Origin of the sequence: Kitasatospora sp. NPDC101176 (genome assembly GCF_044768035.1) — a bacterium.
In the GTDB taxonomy this organism is placed as follows: Bacteria; Actinomycetota; Actinomycetes; order Streptomycetales; family Streptomycetaceae; genus Kitasatospora.
In genome coordinates this window covers 152,080-169,013 of record NZ_JBIWPA010000017.1, presented here as the reverse complement: position 1 = coordinate 169,013, position 16,934 = coordinate 152,080, and the positions used below count along the sequence as shown (strand labels likewise).

At 75.8% G+C, this 16,934-nt stretch carries 10 protein-coding genes; 4 read left to right on the top strand and 6 right to left on the bottom strand.

The annotated features are described in order from the left end of the window. Window positions 1-10: 10 nt before the first annotated feature. The 4 genes from mfd to ACIRS1_RS23185 all read right to left on the bottom strand — a co-directional run bounded on the left by mfd (window position 11) and on the right by ACIRS1_RS23185 (window position 9,779). A complete protein-coding gene (mfd, locus tag ACIRS1_RS23200; RefSeq protein WP_402842863.1) occupies window positions 11-3,640 on the bottom strand; it encodes a transcription-repair coupling factor in 3,630 nt (1,209 codons plus the stop codon). 719 nt (window positions 3,641-4,359) lie between these two features. Further along, complete coding sequence (locus tag ACIRS1_RS23195; protein WP_402842860.1) at window positions 4,360-5,757, bottom strand: hypothetical protein; 1,398 nt, start codon at window positions 5,755-5,757, stop codon at window positions 4,360-4,362. Between the two features lie 266 nt (window positions 5,758-6,023). After that, a complete protein-coding gene (locus ACIRS1_RS23190) occupies window positions 6,024-8,717 on the bottom strand; it encodes an SUKH-4 family immunity protein (RefSeq protein ID WP_402842857.1) in 2,694 nt (897 codons plus the stop codon). A 60-nt stretch (window positions 8,718-8,777) separates the two neighbouring features. Further along, the gene (locus ACIRS1_RS23185) at window positions 8,778-9,779 is read right to left on the bottom strand and encodes an SMI1/KNR4 family protein (protein WP_396316851.1); all 1,002 of its coding nucleotides are present in this window, start codon (window positions 9,777-9,779) and stop codon (window positions 8,778-8,780) included. Between the two features lie 704 nt (window positions 9,780-10,483). Here ACIRS1_RS23185 and ACIRS1_RS23180 point away from each other — a divergent pair. Then, window positions 10,484-10,945: a YwqJ-related putative deaminase gene (locus ACIRS1_RS23180; protein ID WP_360221388.1), complete on the top strand. Its 462-nt coding sequence runs from the start codon at window positions 10,484-10,486 to the stop codon at window positions 10,943-10,945. Between the two features lie 43 nt (window positions 10,946-10,988). Further along, complete coding sequence (locus tag ACIRS1_RS23175) at window positions 10,989-11,537, top strand: SUKH-3 domain-containing protein (protein WP_387901056.1); 549 nt, start codon at window positions 10,989-10,991, stop codon at window positions 11,535-11,537. 70 nt (window positions 11,538-11,607) lie between these two features. Here ACIRS1_RS23175 and ACIRS1_RS23170 read toward each other — a convergent pair whose 3' ends face one another. After that, on the bottom strand, window positions 11,608-12,876 hold the full coding sequence (locus ACIRS1_RS23170) for a sensor histidine kinase (RefSeq protein ID WP_402842852.1): 1,269 nt from the start codon (window positions 12,874-12,876) through the stop codon (window positions 11,608-11,610). A 260-nt stretch (window positions 12,877-13,136) separates the two neighbouring features. Here ACIRS1_RS23170 and ppc point away from each other — a divergent pair, with 260 nt between their 5' ends. Then, on the top strand, window positions 13,137-15,947 hold the full coding sequence (gene ppc / locus ACIRS1_RS23165) for a phosphoenolpyruvate carboxylase (protein WP_402842850.1): 2,811 nt from the start codon (window positions 13,137-13,139) through the stop codon (window positions 15,945-15,947). A gap of 66 nt (window positions 15,948-16,013) precedes the next feature. Here ppc and ACIRS1_RS23160 read toward each other — a convergent pair whose 3' ends face one another. Next, window positions 16,014-16,517, bottom strand: a complete 504-nt coding sequence (locus tag ACIRS1_RS23160; RefSeq protein WP_402842847.1) for a hypothetical protein — start codon at window positions 16,515-16,517, stop codon at window positions 16,014-16,016. Between ACIRS1_RS23160 and ACIRS1_RS23155 the strand changes: the two genes are divergently transcribed. Further along, a complete protein-coding gene (locus ACIRS1_RS23155; protein WP_402842844.1) occupies window positions 16,486-16,797 on the top strand; it encodes a hypothetical protein in 312 nt (103 codons plus the stop codon). The two genes, ACIRS1_RS23160 and ACIRS1_RS23155, sit on opposite strands and share 32 nt — an antisense overlap. Window positions 16,798-16,934: the final 137 nt, after the last annotated feature.

Genomic DNA, 16,934 nt, shown 5'->3' with positions numbered 1-16,934 from the left:
CCGCCGGGCACTACTTCCTCGAACCCGCCAGGTCGTCGAACATCGCCGACAGGAACTCGCCGCACCAGCCCAGCAGCTCCCGGCCGACCAGCGGCTTGCCGCCGATCCGCCCGGTGCTCGGCCGCGGCACCAGCAGCTGCTGGGCGGCCGCCTTGACCTGGCTGCGCGGGTAGAGCCGGTTCAGCCGCAGCTGCTGGGACTCCCGCAGCTCCACCGGCCCGAACCGGACGTTGGCACCCTGCAGGGTGATGTCCGCGATGCCGCACCGCCGGGCGTACAGCCGCAGCGCCGCGACCATCAGCAGGTTCTCCACGGGATCGGGCAGCTTGCCGTAGCGGTCGGTCAGTTCGTCCCGGACGTGCTGGATGTCCTCCTCGGAGTTGACCGCGGCGATCGAGCGGTACGCCTGCAGCCGCAGCCGCTCGCCGGGCGCGTAGTCGTGCGGCACGTGCGCGTCGACCGGCAGCTCGATCTTCACCTCCAGCGGCTCCTCCTCCGGCTCGCCGCCGTTCGCCAGCGACTCGCGGAACTCGGCCACCGCCTCGCCGACCATCCGCATGTAGAGGTCGAAGCCGACGCCCGCGATGTGCCCGGACTGCTCGCCGCCGAGCAGGTTGCCGGCGCCGCGGATCTCCAGGTCCTTCATCGCGACGTACATGCCGGCGCCCATCTCGGTGTGCTGGGCGATGGTGGCCAGCCGCTCGTGCGCCGTCTCGGTGAGCGGCTTCTCCGGCGGGTACAGCATGTAGGCGTAGCCGCGCTCGCGGCCGCGGCCGACCCGGCCGCGCAGCTGGTGCAGCTGGGAGAGGCCGAAGGTGTCGCCGCGCTCGACGATCAGGGTGTTGGCGTTGGAGATGTCGATGCCGGACTCCACGATCGTGGTCGACACCAGGACGTCGAACTCCTTCTCCCAGAAGTCGACGACGACCTTCTCCAGCTGGGTCTCCCCCATCTGCCCGTGCGCGGTGGCGATCCGCGCCTCGGGCACCAGGTCCTTGAGCCGGGCGGCCGCCTTGTCGATCGACTCCACCCGGTTGTGGATGTAGAAGACCTGGCCCTCGCGCAGGAGTTCGCGCCGGATCGCGGCCGAGATCTGCTTCTCGTCGTACGGGCCGACGAAGGTCAGCACCGGGTGCCGCTCCTCCGGCGGGGTGGTGATGGTGGACATCTCGCGGATGCCGGTGACGGCCATCTCCAGGGTGCGCGGGATCGGCGTCGCGGACATCGTGAGCACGTCCACGTTGGCCCGCAGCTTCTTCAGCTGCTCCTTGTGCTCGACGCCGAACCGCTGCTCCTCGTCGACGATGACCAGGCCGAGGTCCTTGAACCTGGTCTCGGAGGAGAACAGCCGGTGGGTGCCGATGACGACGTCCACCGAGCCCTCGAACAGCCCCTCCAGCACGGCCTTGGCCTCGCCGTCGGTCTGGAAGCGGGACAGCGCCCGCACCGTCACGGGGAAGTTGGCGTAGCGCTCCGCGAAGGTCGAGAAGTGCTGCTGCACCAGCAGCGTGGTCGGCACCAGCACCGCCACCTGCTTGCCGTCCTGCACCGCCTTGAAGGCCGCCCGCACCGCGATCTCGGTCTTGCCGTAGCCGACGTCGCCGCAGATCAGCCGGTCCATCGGGACGGACTTCTCCATGTCCGCCTTGACCTCGGCGATGGTGGTCAGCTGGTCCGGCGTCTCCGCGTAGGGGAAGGCGTCCTCCAGCTCGCGCTGCCACGGGGTGTCCGGGCCGAAGGTGTGGCCGGGTGCGGCCATCCGGGCCGAGTAGAGCTTGATCAGGTCGGCGGCGATCTCCTTGACCGCCTTCTTCGCCCGCTGCTTGGTCTTCGCCCAGTCCGCGCCGCCCAGCCGGTGCAGCGTCGGGGCCTCGCCGCCGACGTACTTGGTGACCTGGTCGAGCTGGTCGGTCGGCACGAACAGCCGGTCGCCGGGGTGGCCGCGCTTGGCGGGGGCGTACTCCAGCACCAGGTACTCGCGGGTGGCACCCTGGACGGTCCGCTGCACCATCTCGACGTACCGGCCGACGCCGTGCGCCTCGTGGACGACGTAGTCGCCGGCCACCAGGGCCAGCGGGTCGATCGCGTTGCGGCGGCGGGAGGGCATCCGGCGCATGTCCTTGGTGGAGGACCGCTGGCCGGACAGGTCGGTCTCGGTGATGACGGTGAGCTTGAGGGCCTCGTCGACGAAGCCGTGCTCGATCGAGCCGCAGGAGACGTGGACGACGTCCCGGGTCGGCGCCTCGGCGAGGTCGGCGACCAGCCGGGCCGGGATGCCCTCGTTGCCCAGCACCTCGGCGAGCCGGGAGGCGGGCCCGTGGCCCTCCGTCACCATGACGACCCGCCAGTCGGCGGCCAGCCGCTCCTTGGCGTCGGCGATCGCCCGGGCGGTGTCGCCGCGGTAGGCCTCCACGGCGTGCATGCCGAGGGTCAGCGTGTTGGCGTCGAACTCCAGGATGCCGTCGACCGCCGACTCGCTGGTCGCGAAGGGGCTGACCGACCACCAGGGCAGCCCGATCTCGTCGGCGTGCTCGCGCACCTCGGCGAGCGAGCGCAGCGAGGCGGCGGAGACGTCGATCGCCTCCAGGTCGATCGGCCGGTCCCCGCCGGACGCGGCGGCGACCCAGGAGGCGTGCAGGAACTCCTGGCTGGTCGCCACCAGGTCGGCGGCCCGGGTGCGGACCCGCTCCGGGTCGCAGACCACGGTGACCGAGCCGATCGGCAGCACGTCGAGCAGCAGCTCCATGTCGTCGACCAGGACCGGCGCCAGCGACTCCATGCCCTCGACCGCGATGCCCTCGGCGATCTTGTCCAGGATCTCGGCCAGCCCGGGGTGCGCGGCCGACAGCTCGGCGGCCCGCTCCCGCACCTCGTCGGTGAGCAGCAGCTCGCGGCAGGGCGGCGCCCAGAGGCCGTGCTCGGCGATCTCCAGCGAGCGCTGGTCGGCGACCTTGAAGTAGCGGACCTCCTCGACCTCGTCGCCCCAGAACTCCACCCGCAGCGGGTGCTCCTCGGTCGGCGGGAAGACGTCCAGGATGCCGCCGCGGACGGCGAACTCGCCGCGCTTCTCGACCAGTTCGACGCGCGCGTAGGCGGCCGCGGCGAGCCGTCGGGCGACCTCCTCCAGATCGTGCGACTCACTGCGCCGGACGGCCACCGGCTCCAGCTCGGCCAGCCCCTTCACCTGCGGCTGGAGCACCGAGCGGACGGGCGCGACCACCACCTGCACCGGCCCGGCCGCCGGGTCGTCCGCCCGCGGGTGCACGATCCGGCGCAGCACGGCCAACCGGCGGCCGACGGTGTCCGAGCGGGGCGACAGCCGCTCGTGCGGCAGCGTCTCCCAGGCCGGGTACTCGGCGACGGCGTCGGGCGGCAGCAGCGAGCGCAGCGAGGCCGCGAGGTCCTCGGCCTCCCGCCCGGTCGCGGTCACGGCGAGCACCGGACGGCCCCGGTCCCCGGCGGCCCGGCCGGCGAGGGCGCGGGCCAGCGCGGCGATGGCGAACGGCCGGGCCGCGGGCGGTCCGACCAGGTCCAGGTGGCGGCGGCCGCCGGCCGCGGCTCCGGCGGCGGTCGCCGCCTCGATCGCCTCGGCGAGCGCCGCGTCCCGCGCGACGACATCGAGCAGTCCGGTCAGACTCATCTGGGGTCTCTTCTTCGTCCCGTGGCTGGTGCTGCCTCCGGGCGGCGGAGGCCTGCCGGGGCAACGCGAACGGCCCGGCACGCCGAGCGGCCGGGGGTCTCCAGCCTACGCCGCGGCACGGACACGCACGCGGTGTACGACCCGGGCGGGGCCGGGCGGGGACGAACCGCCGCCCCGGCCGCGGCAGGGCCCGCAGGCCGGGCGCCGGAGGGGCCCGCGCGGGCGCCCGGCACCGGCCCGCGGAACGACCGGGGGGCGAGCGCGGCGCGAGCCCGGTGCGACCGCGGACGAACGACCGGACCCGGGGGCCGCCCGGCGGGTGGACGAACCGGCCGGAGCCCGGCTCCGCGATCCGCCACGAGCTGGACATACTCCTGTCACTGGCCGTCCATGGAGATCGCGCACCATGGTGAACGTGCCCGCCGCACCCAACCGTGGGGGATGGCTGTGGCGGCACTGTCGCACCCCCGATGGGGGTCGGAGGTGCGAGGCCGGGCGACCCTGGGTGGGGGCGCCCGCCCAAGCGCCGGGAACCGTGGCGCCCTTTCCTGGAGGGCGCCACGGGTCTCGGCCTCACTCTTTCCCGGGCCCCCCCGCGGCGGTGCCCCGGGCCGCCGGACGTCCGTCGCCCGGTGCCGGTGCCGCGGACAACGGACGGCCTGCGGCCCGCACGGCCGCCGGACGACGCGACCGCCCTGCCGGCCGGGCCGTGCGGCGGGTCAGCGCCGGCGGTAGCTCACCGTGTTCGGGGTGGCGTAGCCGCTGCCGTCGTCCACGATGACGATCTTCGGGATGATCCGGGTCTCGTCCTGCGGCTCCGTTTCGGCGCCCTCGCCCTCCTCCGCGGCGGCGGCCTCCGGCGGCGCGGCCGGCCTCGGCGGCACCGCGGACGGTTCGACCGGCCCGGTCACCACGGCGGCGGGCGCCCGGCCCGCGGAGGACGCGACGGAGGACGCCGTCGCCGAGGAACCCGCGGGGGAGCCGACCACCGGCATCCGCAGCACCGCCGTCGCCTTCTCCCGCCCGGCGGCTCCGGCCGGCTCCGTCCCGGTCTGCTCCGCACCGGCCCGCTCCGCACCGGTCTGCGAGGGCCCGGCCGGCACGACGGCCTTCCGGAGGCCGGCCACCGCGATCTCGCCGGTGTCCGCCTCCGGGTCGACGGACACCGCGTCGGCGACGGCGTCCGCGACCCCGTCCACCGGTCCGGTCGGCGCGGCGGCCGGCGGCTCGGGCTCGATGGCGCCGACCGCCGCGCCGGTGAGCGAGGCGAGGGTGGCCTTGATGTGGTCGAGGTGCTGCTGGACGGTCTCCAGCCGGTTGTCGAACTCGCGCTGCTCGCGCTCGCTCGCCGCGTTGATCCGCTCCGCCTCCCGGCGGGCCTGCTCGACCAGCTGGTCGGCCTTGGCCTGGGCGTCGGTCTCCAGCTGCTTGATCCGGCCGAGCACCGTCTCCCGGTGCTGCTCGGCCTCCTTGACCCGGCGCTCGGCGGTCGAGGAGACCTCGGCGTCCTCGGCGTCGGCCCTGGCCTGCGCCTGGGCGAAGGTCTCGTCGGCCTTCCGGCGCAGTTCGGCGAGCTTGGCCTCGGCCTGCTCGCCGGCCTCGGCGGCGGCCACCCGCACCTTGGCGGCGTAGGCGGTGGCCGCGTCGCGGGCGGTGCGGCTCTCCCGGTCGGCCTCGGCCCGGATGCCCTCGGCCTCGGCGCGGGTGCGCTCGTCGGTGCGCCGGGCGGCCTGGTCGGCCTCGGCGCGGGTGGTGGTGGCGTACTCCTTGGCGACCCGGTCGAGCTCCTGGCCGGCGTCGTAGACCTCGTCGCGGAGGTCCTCGGCGAAGCGCTCGGCCTTCTCCCGGACGGCGCGCGCCTCGTTGCCGGCCATCGCGGCCAGTCCGGCGGCCTGCTCGCTGAGCACCTCGTAGTCGGGTTCCGGAGCCTCCTCGGCGGCCCGGCGGACGTCGGCCAGTCGGGCCTCCATCTGCCGGATCCCGGCGCCGAGCACGCTGAGCCGCTCCCACGCCTCGTCGCGCTGGGCCGTCAGCGCGGCCAGCGTTCGGTCGACCTGCTCGGGCGCGTAGCCGCGCCGGGCAGCGGTGAAGCCGTGCTGGGGGACGGCGTCGCTCATGGGCTCTTCCCCTCGTGTCGCGGGCTGCGGAGCCCATGATCGGACGGAACGGGCGGATCCGGAACCGGTTCTGCGATCCGGTCCGGATCCGGTCGTCAGGCGGACCGGAATGTGTCGAGGACCGGACGAGTAGACCCATCCTCTTGACCTATTTTGCGCAGATCTGGGCGAAACCCCAACGAGGCAGAGCCGCGGCGGCATGCCGAAGGGGTCGTTCCGGACACCGGAACGACCCCTCCCCACCTGCGAGGATCGGCGACGACCCGCTACAGCAGGCCGTCCCAGAACTGCTCCAGCAGCACGGCCCACCAGGTGTCCGCGGTCTGCAGGGCCGCCGGGTCGATCGCGGCGAGCTGGGCCTGGAAGTCGGTCGTCCAACGACCTGCCTGGTCCGGCGTCAGCCCGTACCGCAGCCGCCACATCCGGCCCAGCAGGGCCATCGAGCGGACGAACTCCGGTACACCACTGTTGACGAACCGGGGCGGCTGCCCGGTTCCGTCGACGTCCACGGCGACCACGTGCGCGGTGCCGTACTGGACGCAGAGCTGGCGGCCGTAGTCGTTGCCGAGCACCAGGTAGCCGCCGAAGTCCGGGGCCGCGGGCAGGCCGCGTTCGGCGGCCAGCTCGGCGAGCGTCGGGATCGGCCGGCCCTCCTGCGCCTGGGCCCAGAAGAACGGCCCGAAGTCACGCGGCAGACCGGCCCACATCAGGGACTGCGACACCGGCTCGGGCACGCCCTGGCGGGAGACGGCGCGCTGCTCGTAGCGGAACACGTTCTGGCCGAAGGCCGTCCCGAGTTCCTGGGCGAGCTGCTGCGGCGGGAGCGGCGGCAGCGGCTGGACCGTCCCGGGCGCGGGCAGCGGCACCCGCGACGGGCGGACCCGCTGGGCGCCGGACGCCAGCTGGTGCAGCTCGTCCAGGTGGTCCAGCAGCTCGGCCATGCCGGCCTGCCGGGAGGCGTGGTCACGGCCGTACGCGGCGGTGTGGGTGAGCCGCACGTTCGGCCAGGACGCGGCGATCATGCGGTTGCAGTAGCCGCCCGGCAGGTCGCAGGACTCCAGCTCGGTGTACAGCTCCAGCACCTGCTCCGGCGGCACGTTCAGCCGCCGCAGGTCCTGCAGGATCTTCCACTCCGGGTGCGGCGTGCCGGGCTCGCTGCGGTGCAGCAGCTTCTGCTCGGAGCCGTCCGGGCCCCGGTAGCTGAGCGCGGCGAAGTAGCCGGGGCCGACCGTCGGAACCCCGGGCGGCACGGCGGCCGCGGACGGGCCGGGCACCGGCGCCGCCGGCGGGACGGCCCCGGCCGGGTTCGGGTAGCCGTAGCCGGCCGCGGGCGCGGCGGGGGCCGCCGGGCCGCCGGGCGGCGGCGGGACGGCGGGACCGCCGGACGGCGGGGTCCCCGGGTCGGCCGGGGCGGCGGCCAGCAGGGCCGGGTCGATCGCACCGGCCAGCTGGGTCGCCTCGTACGCCACGCCGCCCGCGGGGGTGCCCTGCGGGGCCGGGGCGGCCGGCGGGGCCTCCGCACCGCGCAGGCCCGCCGGGGGCGGGGGCGGCGGGGCCGAGGCGGCTCCACGGCCGCCGGGGGCGGCGGCCGGCGCGCCGGCGCCCGGGGTCTGCCGCAGCCCGGCGGGCGGGGGCGGCGGCGGGGCCGAGCCCGGGTTGCGGCCGAGCGAGACGCCGTGCGAGCCGCCCTGGCCGGGAGCACCGCCGCGCAGCGCGGCCGGCGGGGGCGGCGGCGGGGCCGAGCCGGGGCCGCGGCCGCCCTGCGGCACCCCGCCCGCCGGGGGCGCGGGCGTCCCGCCGGCCGGGGTGCCGGGGGCCGGGGCACCGGGCAGACCGGCGAGTCCGGGCAGCGAACCGGGCGTGGCGAGCATGGTCGCCGCGTGCTCCACCGGTGCGGCGGGCGCGGCCGGGGCGCCGGGCACGCCGCCGGGCGTGGCGAGCATGGTCGCCGCCTGCTCCACGGGCGCGGCCGGGGCGGCCGGGGCACCGGGCAGGCCCAGCAGGCCCGCCATGGCGTCCGGCGACGCGAGCAGCGTCGGAGCCGGCTCGGCGGCGGGCGCGGGCGCCGGCGGCTGCGGCTGCGGCTGCGGCTGCGGCGCGGCGGGCGTGGGCGCCGGGACGGGCGGCACGCCGTAGCCGCCCTCCGGCGGCATCAGCATGGTCGCGGCCTCGGCGCCGTTCGGCACGGGGGCCTCCGGCCGGTCCGATCCGGTGGTCCGCAGCCCCTCGGGCATCAGGACGGTGGCCGCCTCGGCACCGGGCGGCGGCACCTGGGCGCCGGGCGCCGGGGCGGCCGCGGGGGCCTGCGGCGGGGCGGCGGGCTCGTCGTGGCCGGGCGGCGGAGCGAGCATGGTCGGCGCGTCCCCGGCGGGCCGATCGGAGACCGGCGGCGCGGTCAGCACGGCCGGCGCCGGCGGCTGGGCCGGCGGGCCGGCGGGCGTGGCCGGGGCGGGCACCGGCGCGGGTGCGGGTGCAGGCACGACGGCGGGTTCGGGTACGGGCACCGGCGCGGCGGCAGGTGCCGGGGCACCGGCCGCCCCCAGCCGTTCCGCCTCGGCCGCGATCGCCGCGGCCCCCGCCTCCTGCAGCCACTGCGGCGGGCTGAGCAGGAAGGACGTCGCCTCGACCGGTCCGGGCGCGGGCTTGGCCGCGCCCGCCGGGTTGGCCGCGACCGGCCGCCCGTAGAGCTCCTCGTACTGCCGGACCACCTCGTTGACGGGCAGCGCCGGCCAGAGCGTGCTGGCGCCGGAGTCCCGGGCGATCACCAGCCGCGCCTCACCGGACGAGCCGGACGTGCCGTCCGCCGCACCCGACGGACCGTCCGCCCCCGCGGGCGGCACCGCCCAGCAGACGAAGCCCAGGTCGAACTCGCGGACCCGCACCTCGCGCTGCTGCGCCCGCGGCACCCCGCCGTTGATCCACTCCTCGGCGAGCTCCTGCGCCTGCGCGTACGTCACCACGCCCGGTTCACCCCTGTCCCCATCCTCGTCGTCCCCGCTCGTTCCACCACCGCGACCACGTCAGCCCACCGGGACGGCCCGGGCGAACCCGCCGTCCACCATCAGCTCCGCGACCGTCTCCAGCTCCGGCGGGCTGCCGGCCAGCCGCAGCAGGAAGGCGTCGAAGTCCTCGCCGCAGGGCAGCAGCAGCCGGGCGCAGCGGTCCTCCGGGCTCTCCGCGGCGCCGGTGTCGCGGGCGTCGTCGTACAGGTGGAACCAGACCGAGCCGATCCGGTCCCCGCGGACCTTGAGCGCGATCAGGCCGCCCTGCGCGTAGGCGATGCCCAGGTAGTCCTTGGTGAGGTGGTCGCGCAGGCACTTGTTGGCGTACACGACGTCCTCGGTGCCGTACTCCTCGGTGAGCGTGAGGAACGGCTGGTCGAGCAGCATGCCGAGCTCGGTGTCCAGCGCGACGCCGACCGGGCCGTGGCCGCCGGCCAGCTTGAGGAACGTCCGGTAGGCGCCGGGCAGCCGGTAGCCGAGCCGCTCCTCGGCGTTCTGCACCAGGTCCTCGGGGACGCCGATCGGGTCGCCGCCGTCCTTGGCCAGCGAGAAGTGCACCGGGCGGCGCTCCTGCAGCGGGCGGGTGCCGCGCCGGGTGTGGTCGGCGCCTGAGGTGCTCAGTCCGCCGTGGTGCCGCAGCAGCGCCTTGACCTCGACCGGGACGAGCTCCATCCGCCGCCAGCCGGGGGTGGCCCGGCCGACCGCGTGGTGCCAGGTCCAACCGGGCGGGGTGGCGACGGCGGTGTCCAGGTCGGCCCAGAGCGGGTGGCCCTGGGTGAACAGCGCGGCGTTCGCCGACACGTAGTCCGTCAGCCGCAGCTCGTCCACGCCGAAGCCGTCCGGCGGATCGGCGACCTCGGCCGCGGCGGCCGCGTACGGGCCGAAGTCCGGGTAGCCGTGCTCGTCCACCCTGACCCCGGCGGGGTGCCGCTCGGCCCGGACCGGGTCCGGGAACTGCACCACCTGACCTGCGTACGCCGCGTTCGGTGCGGCGGTGACGCCGGGCCGACCTGTCGTCATCTGGGAGCCCCCACTGGCTGCTGCAAATTCTCGGTGCGCTTGCTGGGCACCAGCCTAGGGCCCGCCGTCAAACCCCCCGCTGGCGGGCGAGGCCGGGGCCTCCGGGCTCCCCGGGCGGGGCGGGCCGGGCGCACGGGGGCCGGGGCGCGCCCTCCACCGACCGACGCGCCCCGGACAGCTCCGGCAGCGCTCTGACGGAGCGAACCGGCCCGCGGGGTGCACGGCCCGCGGGGTGCACGGGCGGCTGGGTGGACGGCCCGCGGGGTACACGGGCGGCGGCGCGAGCGCGCCCGGCGGCGCCCCGGCATCCTGTTCGGGGGCGCTCGCACGCACTGCCGCGCGCCGACGCGGATCGGGTGACGGCCCGCCCGGGCGGCCCCAACGGCCTTTCCGCGCAGCGGATCCGGCCCCGGACGCGGCCGGGCGCAGGGCCGGCCCGAGCGCCCCCGGGCCCGCTGCCGGAACGGTACCGGCCGCCGCCGGGGCCGGACGGCGGTTTCGGGAAATCAGCGGACAAGTCGTGACGGTCCCGTGCGGATCTGGCCGCGGTCCGGCGATGATCGGGTGACCACCCGGCCCGTCCCGTACGCCCGTTCGACGACCCCGCACCCCGGTTGTACGGATGTCGGTGTCATTTGACAGGCTTGCCCCGGACCGGCCCCCACCGGTCCTGACGCCAGCGGGAACGAGGAGGAGGACGACGCATGACCACCGGTGAGCCCGCGGGCCCGCCCGTGCTGCGCCACCACCGCGACAGCCTGCTGCCCGCCGTCGCCGCCGCGCTCTCGCTCAAGGGCGGCGAGGTGCACACCCTGGCGGGCGACAAGGCCGACCGGCGGCCGGTACTGCACCACCTGGTCGGCGGTTTCCTGGACACCCTGCCGGTCGAGGCGCGCGAGCGGTTCACCGGGCGCTGCCCGGAGGCCGTCCTGCTCTCCCAGTACCTGACCGCGGTCGACGGCCGGCGCTCCAAGCGCGCCGCCCGCAAGCCGATGAGCCTTCAGGACGCCCGCAAGGCGCTCAAGGGCTCCCGGATGACGACCGTCCGCATCCGCGAGGAGGGGGATCCGGCGCACGGCACGCACGCCCCGCCGTGCCGCTCCTGCACGCCGATGCTGGAGCACTTCACCGTGCAGAGCGTCGCCGTCGGGCCGCCCGCGCCCTGACCGCGCCCCCGCACGCCCCTGTCCCCGACCCCAGGAGTCCGCCCTGAACCCGCCCAGCCCGCCCCCGCCCCCGCCGGCCACCCTCGCCGCGGGAACCGCCGGGCGGACCCGCCCGCGCTTCCCCGCCGACGTCGCCGCCGAGCTCAAGGCGGCCGGCTGGCACCCCGGCCGCTGGCAGATCCAGCAGGCCGAGGAGTGGGCCGACGCCCTGGTCGGGCACGGCGGGCCGGCCGGCCCGCGGCACGCGGTGTTCCCGGCGGCGGTGGAGGCCTGGGCCGAGTTCGGCGGCCTCGCCTTCGACCTGTCCGGCCCGGGCCGCCAGCTGGCCCGCACCCCGTTCCTGATCGACCCGCTGCGCGGGCTGCACCAGCCGCGGACCCTGCTCGACCTCGGCCGCGCCCTGGGGGCCCAACTGGCCCCGCTCGGCGAGGAGGCCCACGGACAGGCGCTGCTGGCCGTCGACGAGGAGGGCCGGGTCTACAGCCTGGACCACACCGGCGAGTGGTTCCTCGGCCACGGCATCGACCAGGCGATCACCGCGCTCGTGCTCGGCACCGCCCCGGAACGACTGCGCACCGCCGACGAGGTCTAGCGGCCGTCCGGGCCGCGTCCGGCGCACCTTCCGCGCAACGTCCGCCGGGGAGAGGCGGTCCGAGCCCCCGTCAGCGCAGCGGCTCGGCCCGGACGGCCAGCCGGGACGGCAGGACCGCCTCCACCCGGAACCCGCCGTCCGCCTCCGGACCGGACGAGAAGGTGCCGCCCAGCGCGATCACCCGCTCCCGCATCCCGACCAGACCGTTGCCGCCGCTGGGCAGCTCCGCCCCGCCCCCGGCACCGCCCGGGCAGGCGTTCACCACGCTGACCCGCACCCCGTTCGGCGCGTAGGCGAGGAGCACCGACACCTGGGCGCCGCCGGCGTGCTTGTGCGCGTTGGTCAGGCCCTCCTGGACGACCCGGTAGGCCGTCTGCTCGGCCTCGCCGGTGAACTCCTGGCGACTGCCGCTGACGGTCAACGTCACCGCCATGCCGGCCGCCCGCGACTGGTCGACCAGCCGCGGCAGCCCGGCCAGCGAGTCCGGCTCCGGCGGCCGCTCGTCGTCCATCCGCAGCACGCCGAGGATCTCCCGGAGCTCGTTCAGCGCCTGCCGGCCGACCTCGCCCATCAGCTTGGCGCTCTGCGCCGCCTTCTGCGGGTCCTTGGCCGCGATCCGCTCCAGCGCCCCCGCGTGCACCACCATCAGGGACACCCGGTGCGCCACCACGTCGTGCATCTCCCGGGCGATCCGGGTGCGCTCCTCCAGCCGGGCCCGGCGGGCGCGCTCCTGGGCCTGCTCGGCCAGCAGGTCCAGCTCGGCCTCGAGGCCGTGCGCGCGGTCCTTCAGCGAGTCGATCAGCCGCCGCCGCGCGCCCACGTACAGGCCGGTCACCACCGGCGGGACGGTCAGGCCGACGGCGACCAGGACGGCTATCAGCACCTGCCCCCAGAGCGGCGGCTCCTCCACCACGGCATCGCCGGGTGTGAGCATCGAGACCATCATCACGGCGACGGCCTCGGCGAAGGCCAGCGCGGACAGCGACACCACCCGCCAGCGGCGCGAGGGCCACTCCCAGGTCTCCGCCAGGGTGTACAGCGACACCACCAGCAGCAGCACGCCGAGCATCCCGGGCATCGCCACCAGGGTCACCAGCACCGGGACGGCCGGCCAGCGGCGGCGCAGCACCAGCGATCCGCCCGCCAGCGCGCCGAGCAGTGCGAGGCCGGCCACGGCCGTGGAGCTCAGGTGCACCCGGGCGGAGAGGAAGGCGATCGTGCTCAGCGCGCACTCCAGCGCCGCGAGCACCGCCAGCCCGATGTCCAGGAGGGCGCTGCGCGGCCGCTTCCACCACCAGAACGACCGGACCGGCACGCGCTCCCCAGGCGACTTGCTCATGGCCGACAGCCTAAGCGGCAACCCCGTCCCCTCCCCACCGGGATTCTCCCCGACACCCGACCGAGCCCTTCAGTGGTCCAGACCACAGGTCGATTTCGGCGAGACTGTCCGCCATCCGGCCACCTCGCGGACAGCGACCGCCCCGACACCTATGCTGGTCGCGTCGGACAGCGCGGTCCGCACGCGTCACACCCGCCCCACGCGGACGGGACTCCTGACGATGAGCCGTTGCCGAACCCCACCACCTCAGGGAGCCAGCCGTGACCGCTCCGGTCCCCACTCCGGCGGACAGCCCCACCGTCGGCGCCGCCGGCCCAGTCGCCGACAACTCGGCCCTGCGTGCGGACATCCGCCGCCTCGGCGACCTGCTCGGCGAGACGCTGGTCCGCCAGGAGGGCCCCCAGCTGCTGGGCCTGGTCGAACAGGTCCGCCTGCTCAGCCGCACCGACGGCGAGGCCACCGCCGAACTGCTCTCCGACATCGACCTGGACACCGCGGCCAAGCTGGTCCGCGCGTTCTCCACGTACTTCCACCTCGCCAACGTCACCGAGCAGGTGCACCGCGGCCGCGAGTTCGCCACCCGCCGCGCCCGGGAAGGCTCCCTGCTCGCCCAGACCGCCGACCAGCTCGCCGACGCGGACCCCAAGCACCTCGAGGACACCCTCGCCCACCTCGCGGTCCGCCCGGTCTTCACCGCGCACCCCACCGAGGCCGCCCGCCGCAGCGTCCTCAACAAGCTGCGCCGCATCGGCGAACTCCTCGACCGCATCCACCGCGAGGAGATCGCCGCCGGCCTCTCCCACGCCGACCGCGCCCGCACCACCAGCGCCCGCCGCCAGGCCGACCGCCGGCTCGCCGAGGTCATCGACCTGCTCTGGCAGACCGACGAGCTCCGCATCGCCCGCCCCGAGCCCACCGACGAGGCCCGCAACGCCGTCTACTACCTGGACGAGCTCTACCGCGACGCCGTCCCGGAGGTCCTGGAGGAGCTGCACGAGGAGCTCGGCCGGGTCGGCCTGACCCTGCCCGACGGCGTACGCCCGCTCACCTTCGGCACCTGGATCGGCGGCGACCGCGACGGCAACCCCAACGTCACCCCGCAGGTCACCTGGGACGTCCTCAACCTCCAGCACGAGTACGGCATCATGGACGCCCTGGCCGCCGTCGACGACCTGCGCGGCACCCTCTCCACCTCCGAGCGGCTGGCCGGCGCCTCCGTCGAACTGCTCGCCTCGCTCAACGACGACCTGCACCGGCTCCCCGAACTCAGCCCCCGCTACAAGCGCATGAACGCCGAGGAGCCCTACCGGCTGAAGGCCACCTGCGTCCGGCTCAAGCTGGAGAACACCCGCGAGCGCCTCGCCCAGGGCACCCCGCACGTCCAGGGCCGCGACTACCTCGGCACCCGCGAACTCATCACCGACCTGCGGCTCATCCAGGACTCCCTGCGCGCCCACCGCGGCGAACTCATCGCCGACGGCCGGCTCGCCCGCGCGATCCGCACCATCGAGGCCTTCGGCCTGCAGCTCGCCACCATGGACGTCCGCGAGCACGCCGAGGCCCACCACCACGCCCTCGGCCAGCTCTTCGACCGCCTCGGCGAGGAGGCCTGGCGCTACGCGGACATGCCGCGCGAGTACCGGCAGAAGCTGCTCGCCAAGGAGCTCCGCTCGCGCCGTCCGCTCGCCCCCACCCCGGCCCCGCTGGACGCCGCCGGCACCAAGACCCTCGGCGTCTTCAACACCATCCGCGAGGGCTTCGAGCGCTTCGGCGACGAGATCGTCGAGAGCTACATCATCTCGATGTGCCAGGGCGCCGACGACGTCTTCGCCGCCACCGTGCTGGCCCGCGAGGCCGGCCTGGTCGACCTGCACGCCGGCATCGCCAAGATCGGCATCGTGCCGCTGCTGGAGACCACCGAGGAGCTCCAGAAGGCCGACCTCATCCTCGACGAGATGCTGTCGGACCCCTCCTACCGGCTGCTCGTCTCGCTGCGCGGCGACGTCCAGGAGGTCATGCTCGGCTACTCCGACTCCTCCAAGTTCGGCGGCATCACCACCTCCCAGTGGGAGATCCACCGCGCCCAGCGCCGGCTGCGCGACGTCGCCCACCGCTACGGCATCCGGCTGCGCCTCTTCCACGGCCGCGGCGGCACCGTCGGCCGCGGCGGCGGCCCCTCGCACGAGGCCATCCTGGCCCAGCCCTGGGGCACCCTGGAGGGCGAGATCAAGGTCACCGAGCAGGGCGAGGTCATCTCCGACAAGTACCTGCTCCCCTCCCTCGCCCGGGAGAACCTGGAGCTGACCATCTCCGCCACCCTCTCCGCCTCCGCGCTGCACACCGCCCCGCGCCAGGCCCCGGAGGAACTGGCCCGCTGGGACGCCGCGATGGACCAGGTATCCGAGGCCGCCCACACCGCCTACCGCACCCTGGTCGAGCAGGACGACCTGCCGAAGTACTTCTTCGCGGCCACCCCGGTCGACCAGCTGGCCTCGCTGCACCTGGGCTCCCGCCCGTCCCGCCGCCCCGACTCCGGCGCCGGCCTCGACGGCCTGCGGGCCATCCCGTGGGTCTTCGGCTGGACGCAGTCCCGCCAGATCGTCCCCGGCTGGTTCGGCGTCGGCTCCGGCCTCGCCGCGGCCCGCGCGGCCGGCCTCGGCGACGTGCTCGACGAGATGTACGGCCAGTGGCACTTCTTCCGCAACTTCCTGTCCAACGTCGCCATGACGCTGGCCAAGACCGACCTGCGGATCGCCCGCCACTACGTCGAGCAGCTGGTGCCCGCCGAGCTGCACCACGTCTTCGACCAGATCGTCGCCGAGCACGAGCTCACCCTGCGCGAGGTGCTCCGGCTCACCGGCGAGGGCGAGCTGCTGGAGCACAACCCGGTGCTCAAGCAGACCTTCACCGTCCGCGACGCCTACCTCGACCCGATCTCCTACCTCCAGGTCGCGCTGCTGCGCCGCCAGCGCGAGGAGGTCGCGGCCGGCCGCACCGAGGACCCGCTGCGCGCCCGCGCGCTGCTGCTCACCGTCAACGGCATCGCCGCCGGCCTGCGCAACACCGGCTGACGACGGGCACGACGCAGGGGCCGCCGGCACCGTGCCGGCGGCCCCTCCGTCGTTCCGAACCGCCCGTCAGCCCGTCAGGACGACCTCGGCCACCCGCGAGCCGTACCGGGCGAGGATGTCGGCCCGGGCACTCTCCGGCCGCGCGACGTCCACCCGCACGCCGGCACCGTCGTTGCAGACCTGGGTCGAGACGATCTCCACCCCTCGGTCCTTCCAGTAGCCGGTGCCCTCCTCGGTGATGCGCTGCGCCAGCGCGGACAGCTCCGCCCTGGTGCCGACGGCGTCCCGGAACTCCAGCCGCACCTTCGTCGCGTCCACCCGGGCCCGCACCGCCCGGTCGAAGTCGCTCCCGGGCTTGCGCATCACGTAGAGCGTGTGGGTGGCCTGGTCGCTGCAGGCGCCGAAGTACTGGTCCCGGTACGGGCCGACGGCCAGCTCCGCGACCGCCCGGGCCGCCTGGAAGAGGTCCGGGTCGATCGGGAAGCCGCCCACCGGCCGGAAGGCCGGCGACGCGTGCCCCGAGGGCTCGGAGGTGACCGTGCCGAAGGTCCAGGTCCGGCCGGTGGGCATCCCGGTGAACGGCATCCCCGAGGACGGCGCCCCGGTGAACGGCACCCCGGACGAGGGCGCACCCGTGGACGGCAGGCCCGTGAACGGCACCCCGGACGTGGACGGCATCCCCGTGGACGGCACCCCGGACGAGGGCGCACCCGTGGACGGCAGGCCCGGCGGGAGGCCCGAGGGCCCGCCCGAGGACGCCGACGACCCCGGTGAGCCCTGCCCCGCGGGCGGCCGCGGCGGCGTCCAGCCCGGCGTCCGCAGCGAGGTCGGACCGGCCGTGCACCCGTAGATCGGGCCCGCCGCCGCCCAGTCCCCCCCGTCCGCCGCGCCGGTCGCCGCGCCCGACGGGGGCCCGCTCGACGGCCCGCCCACGGGGTGTGCCGCCCCGGCGCCGCCGCCCAGCTGGCTGAGCGCCCCGACCCCCAG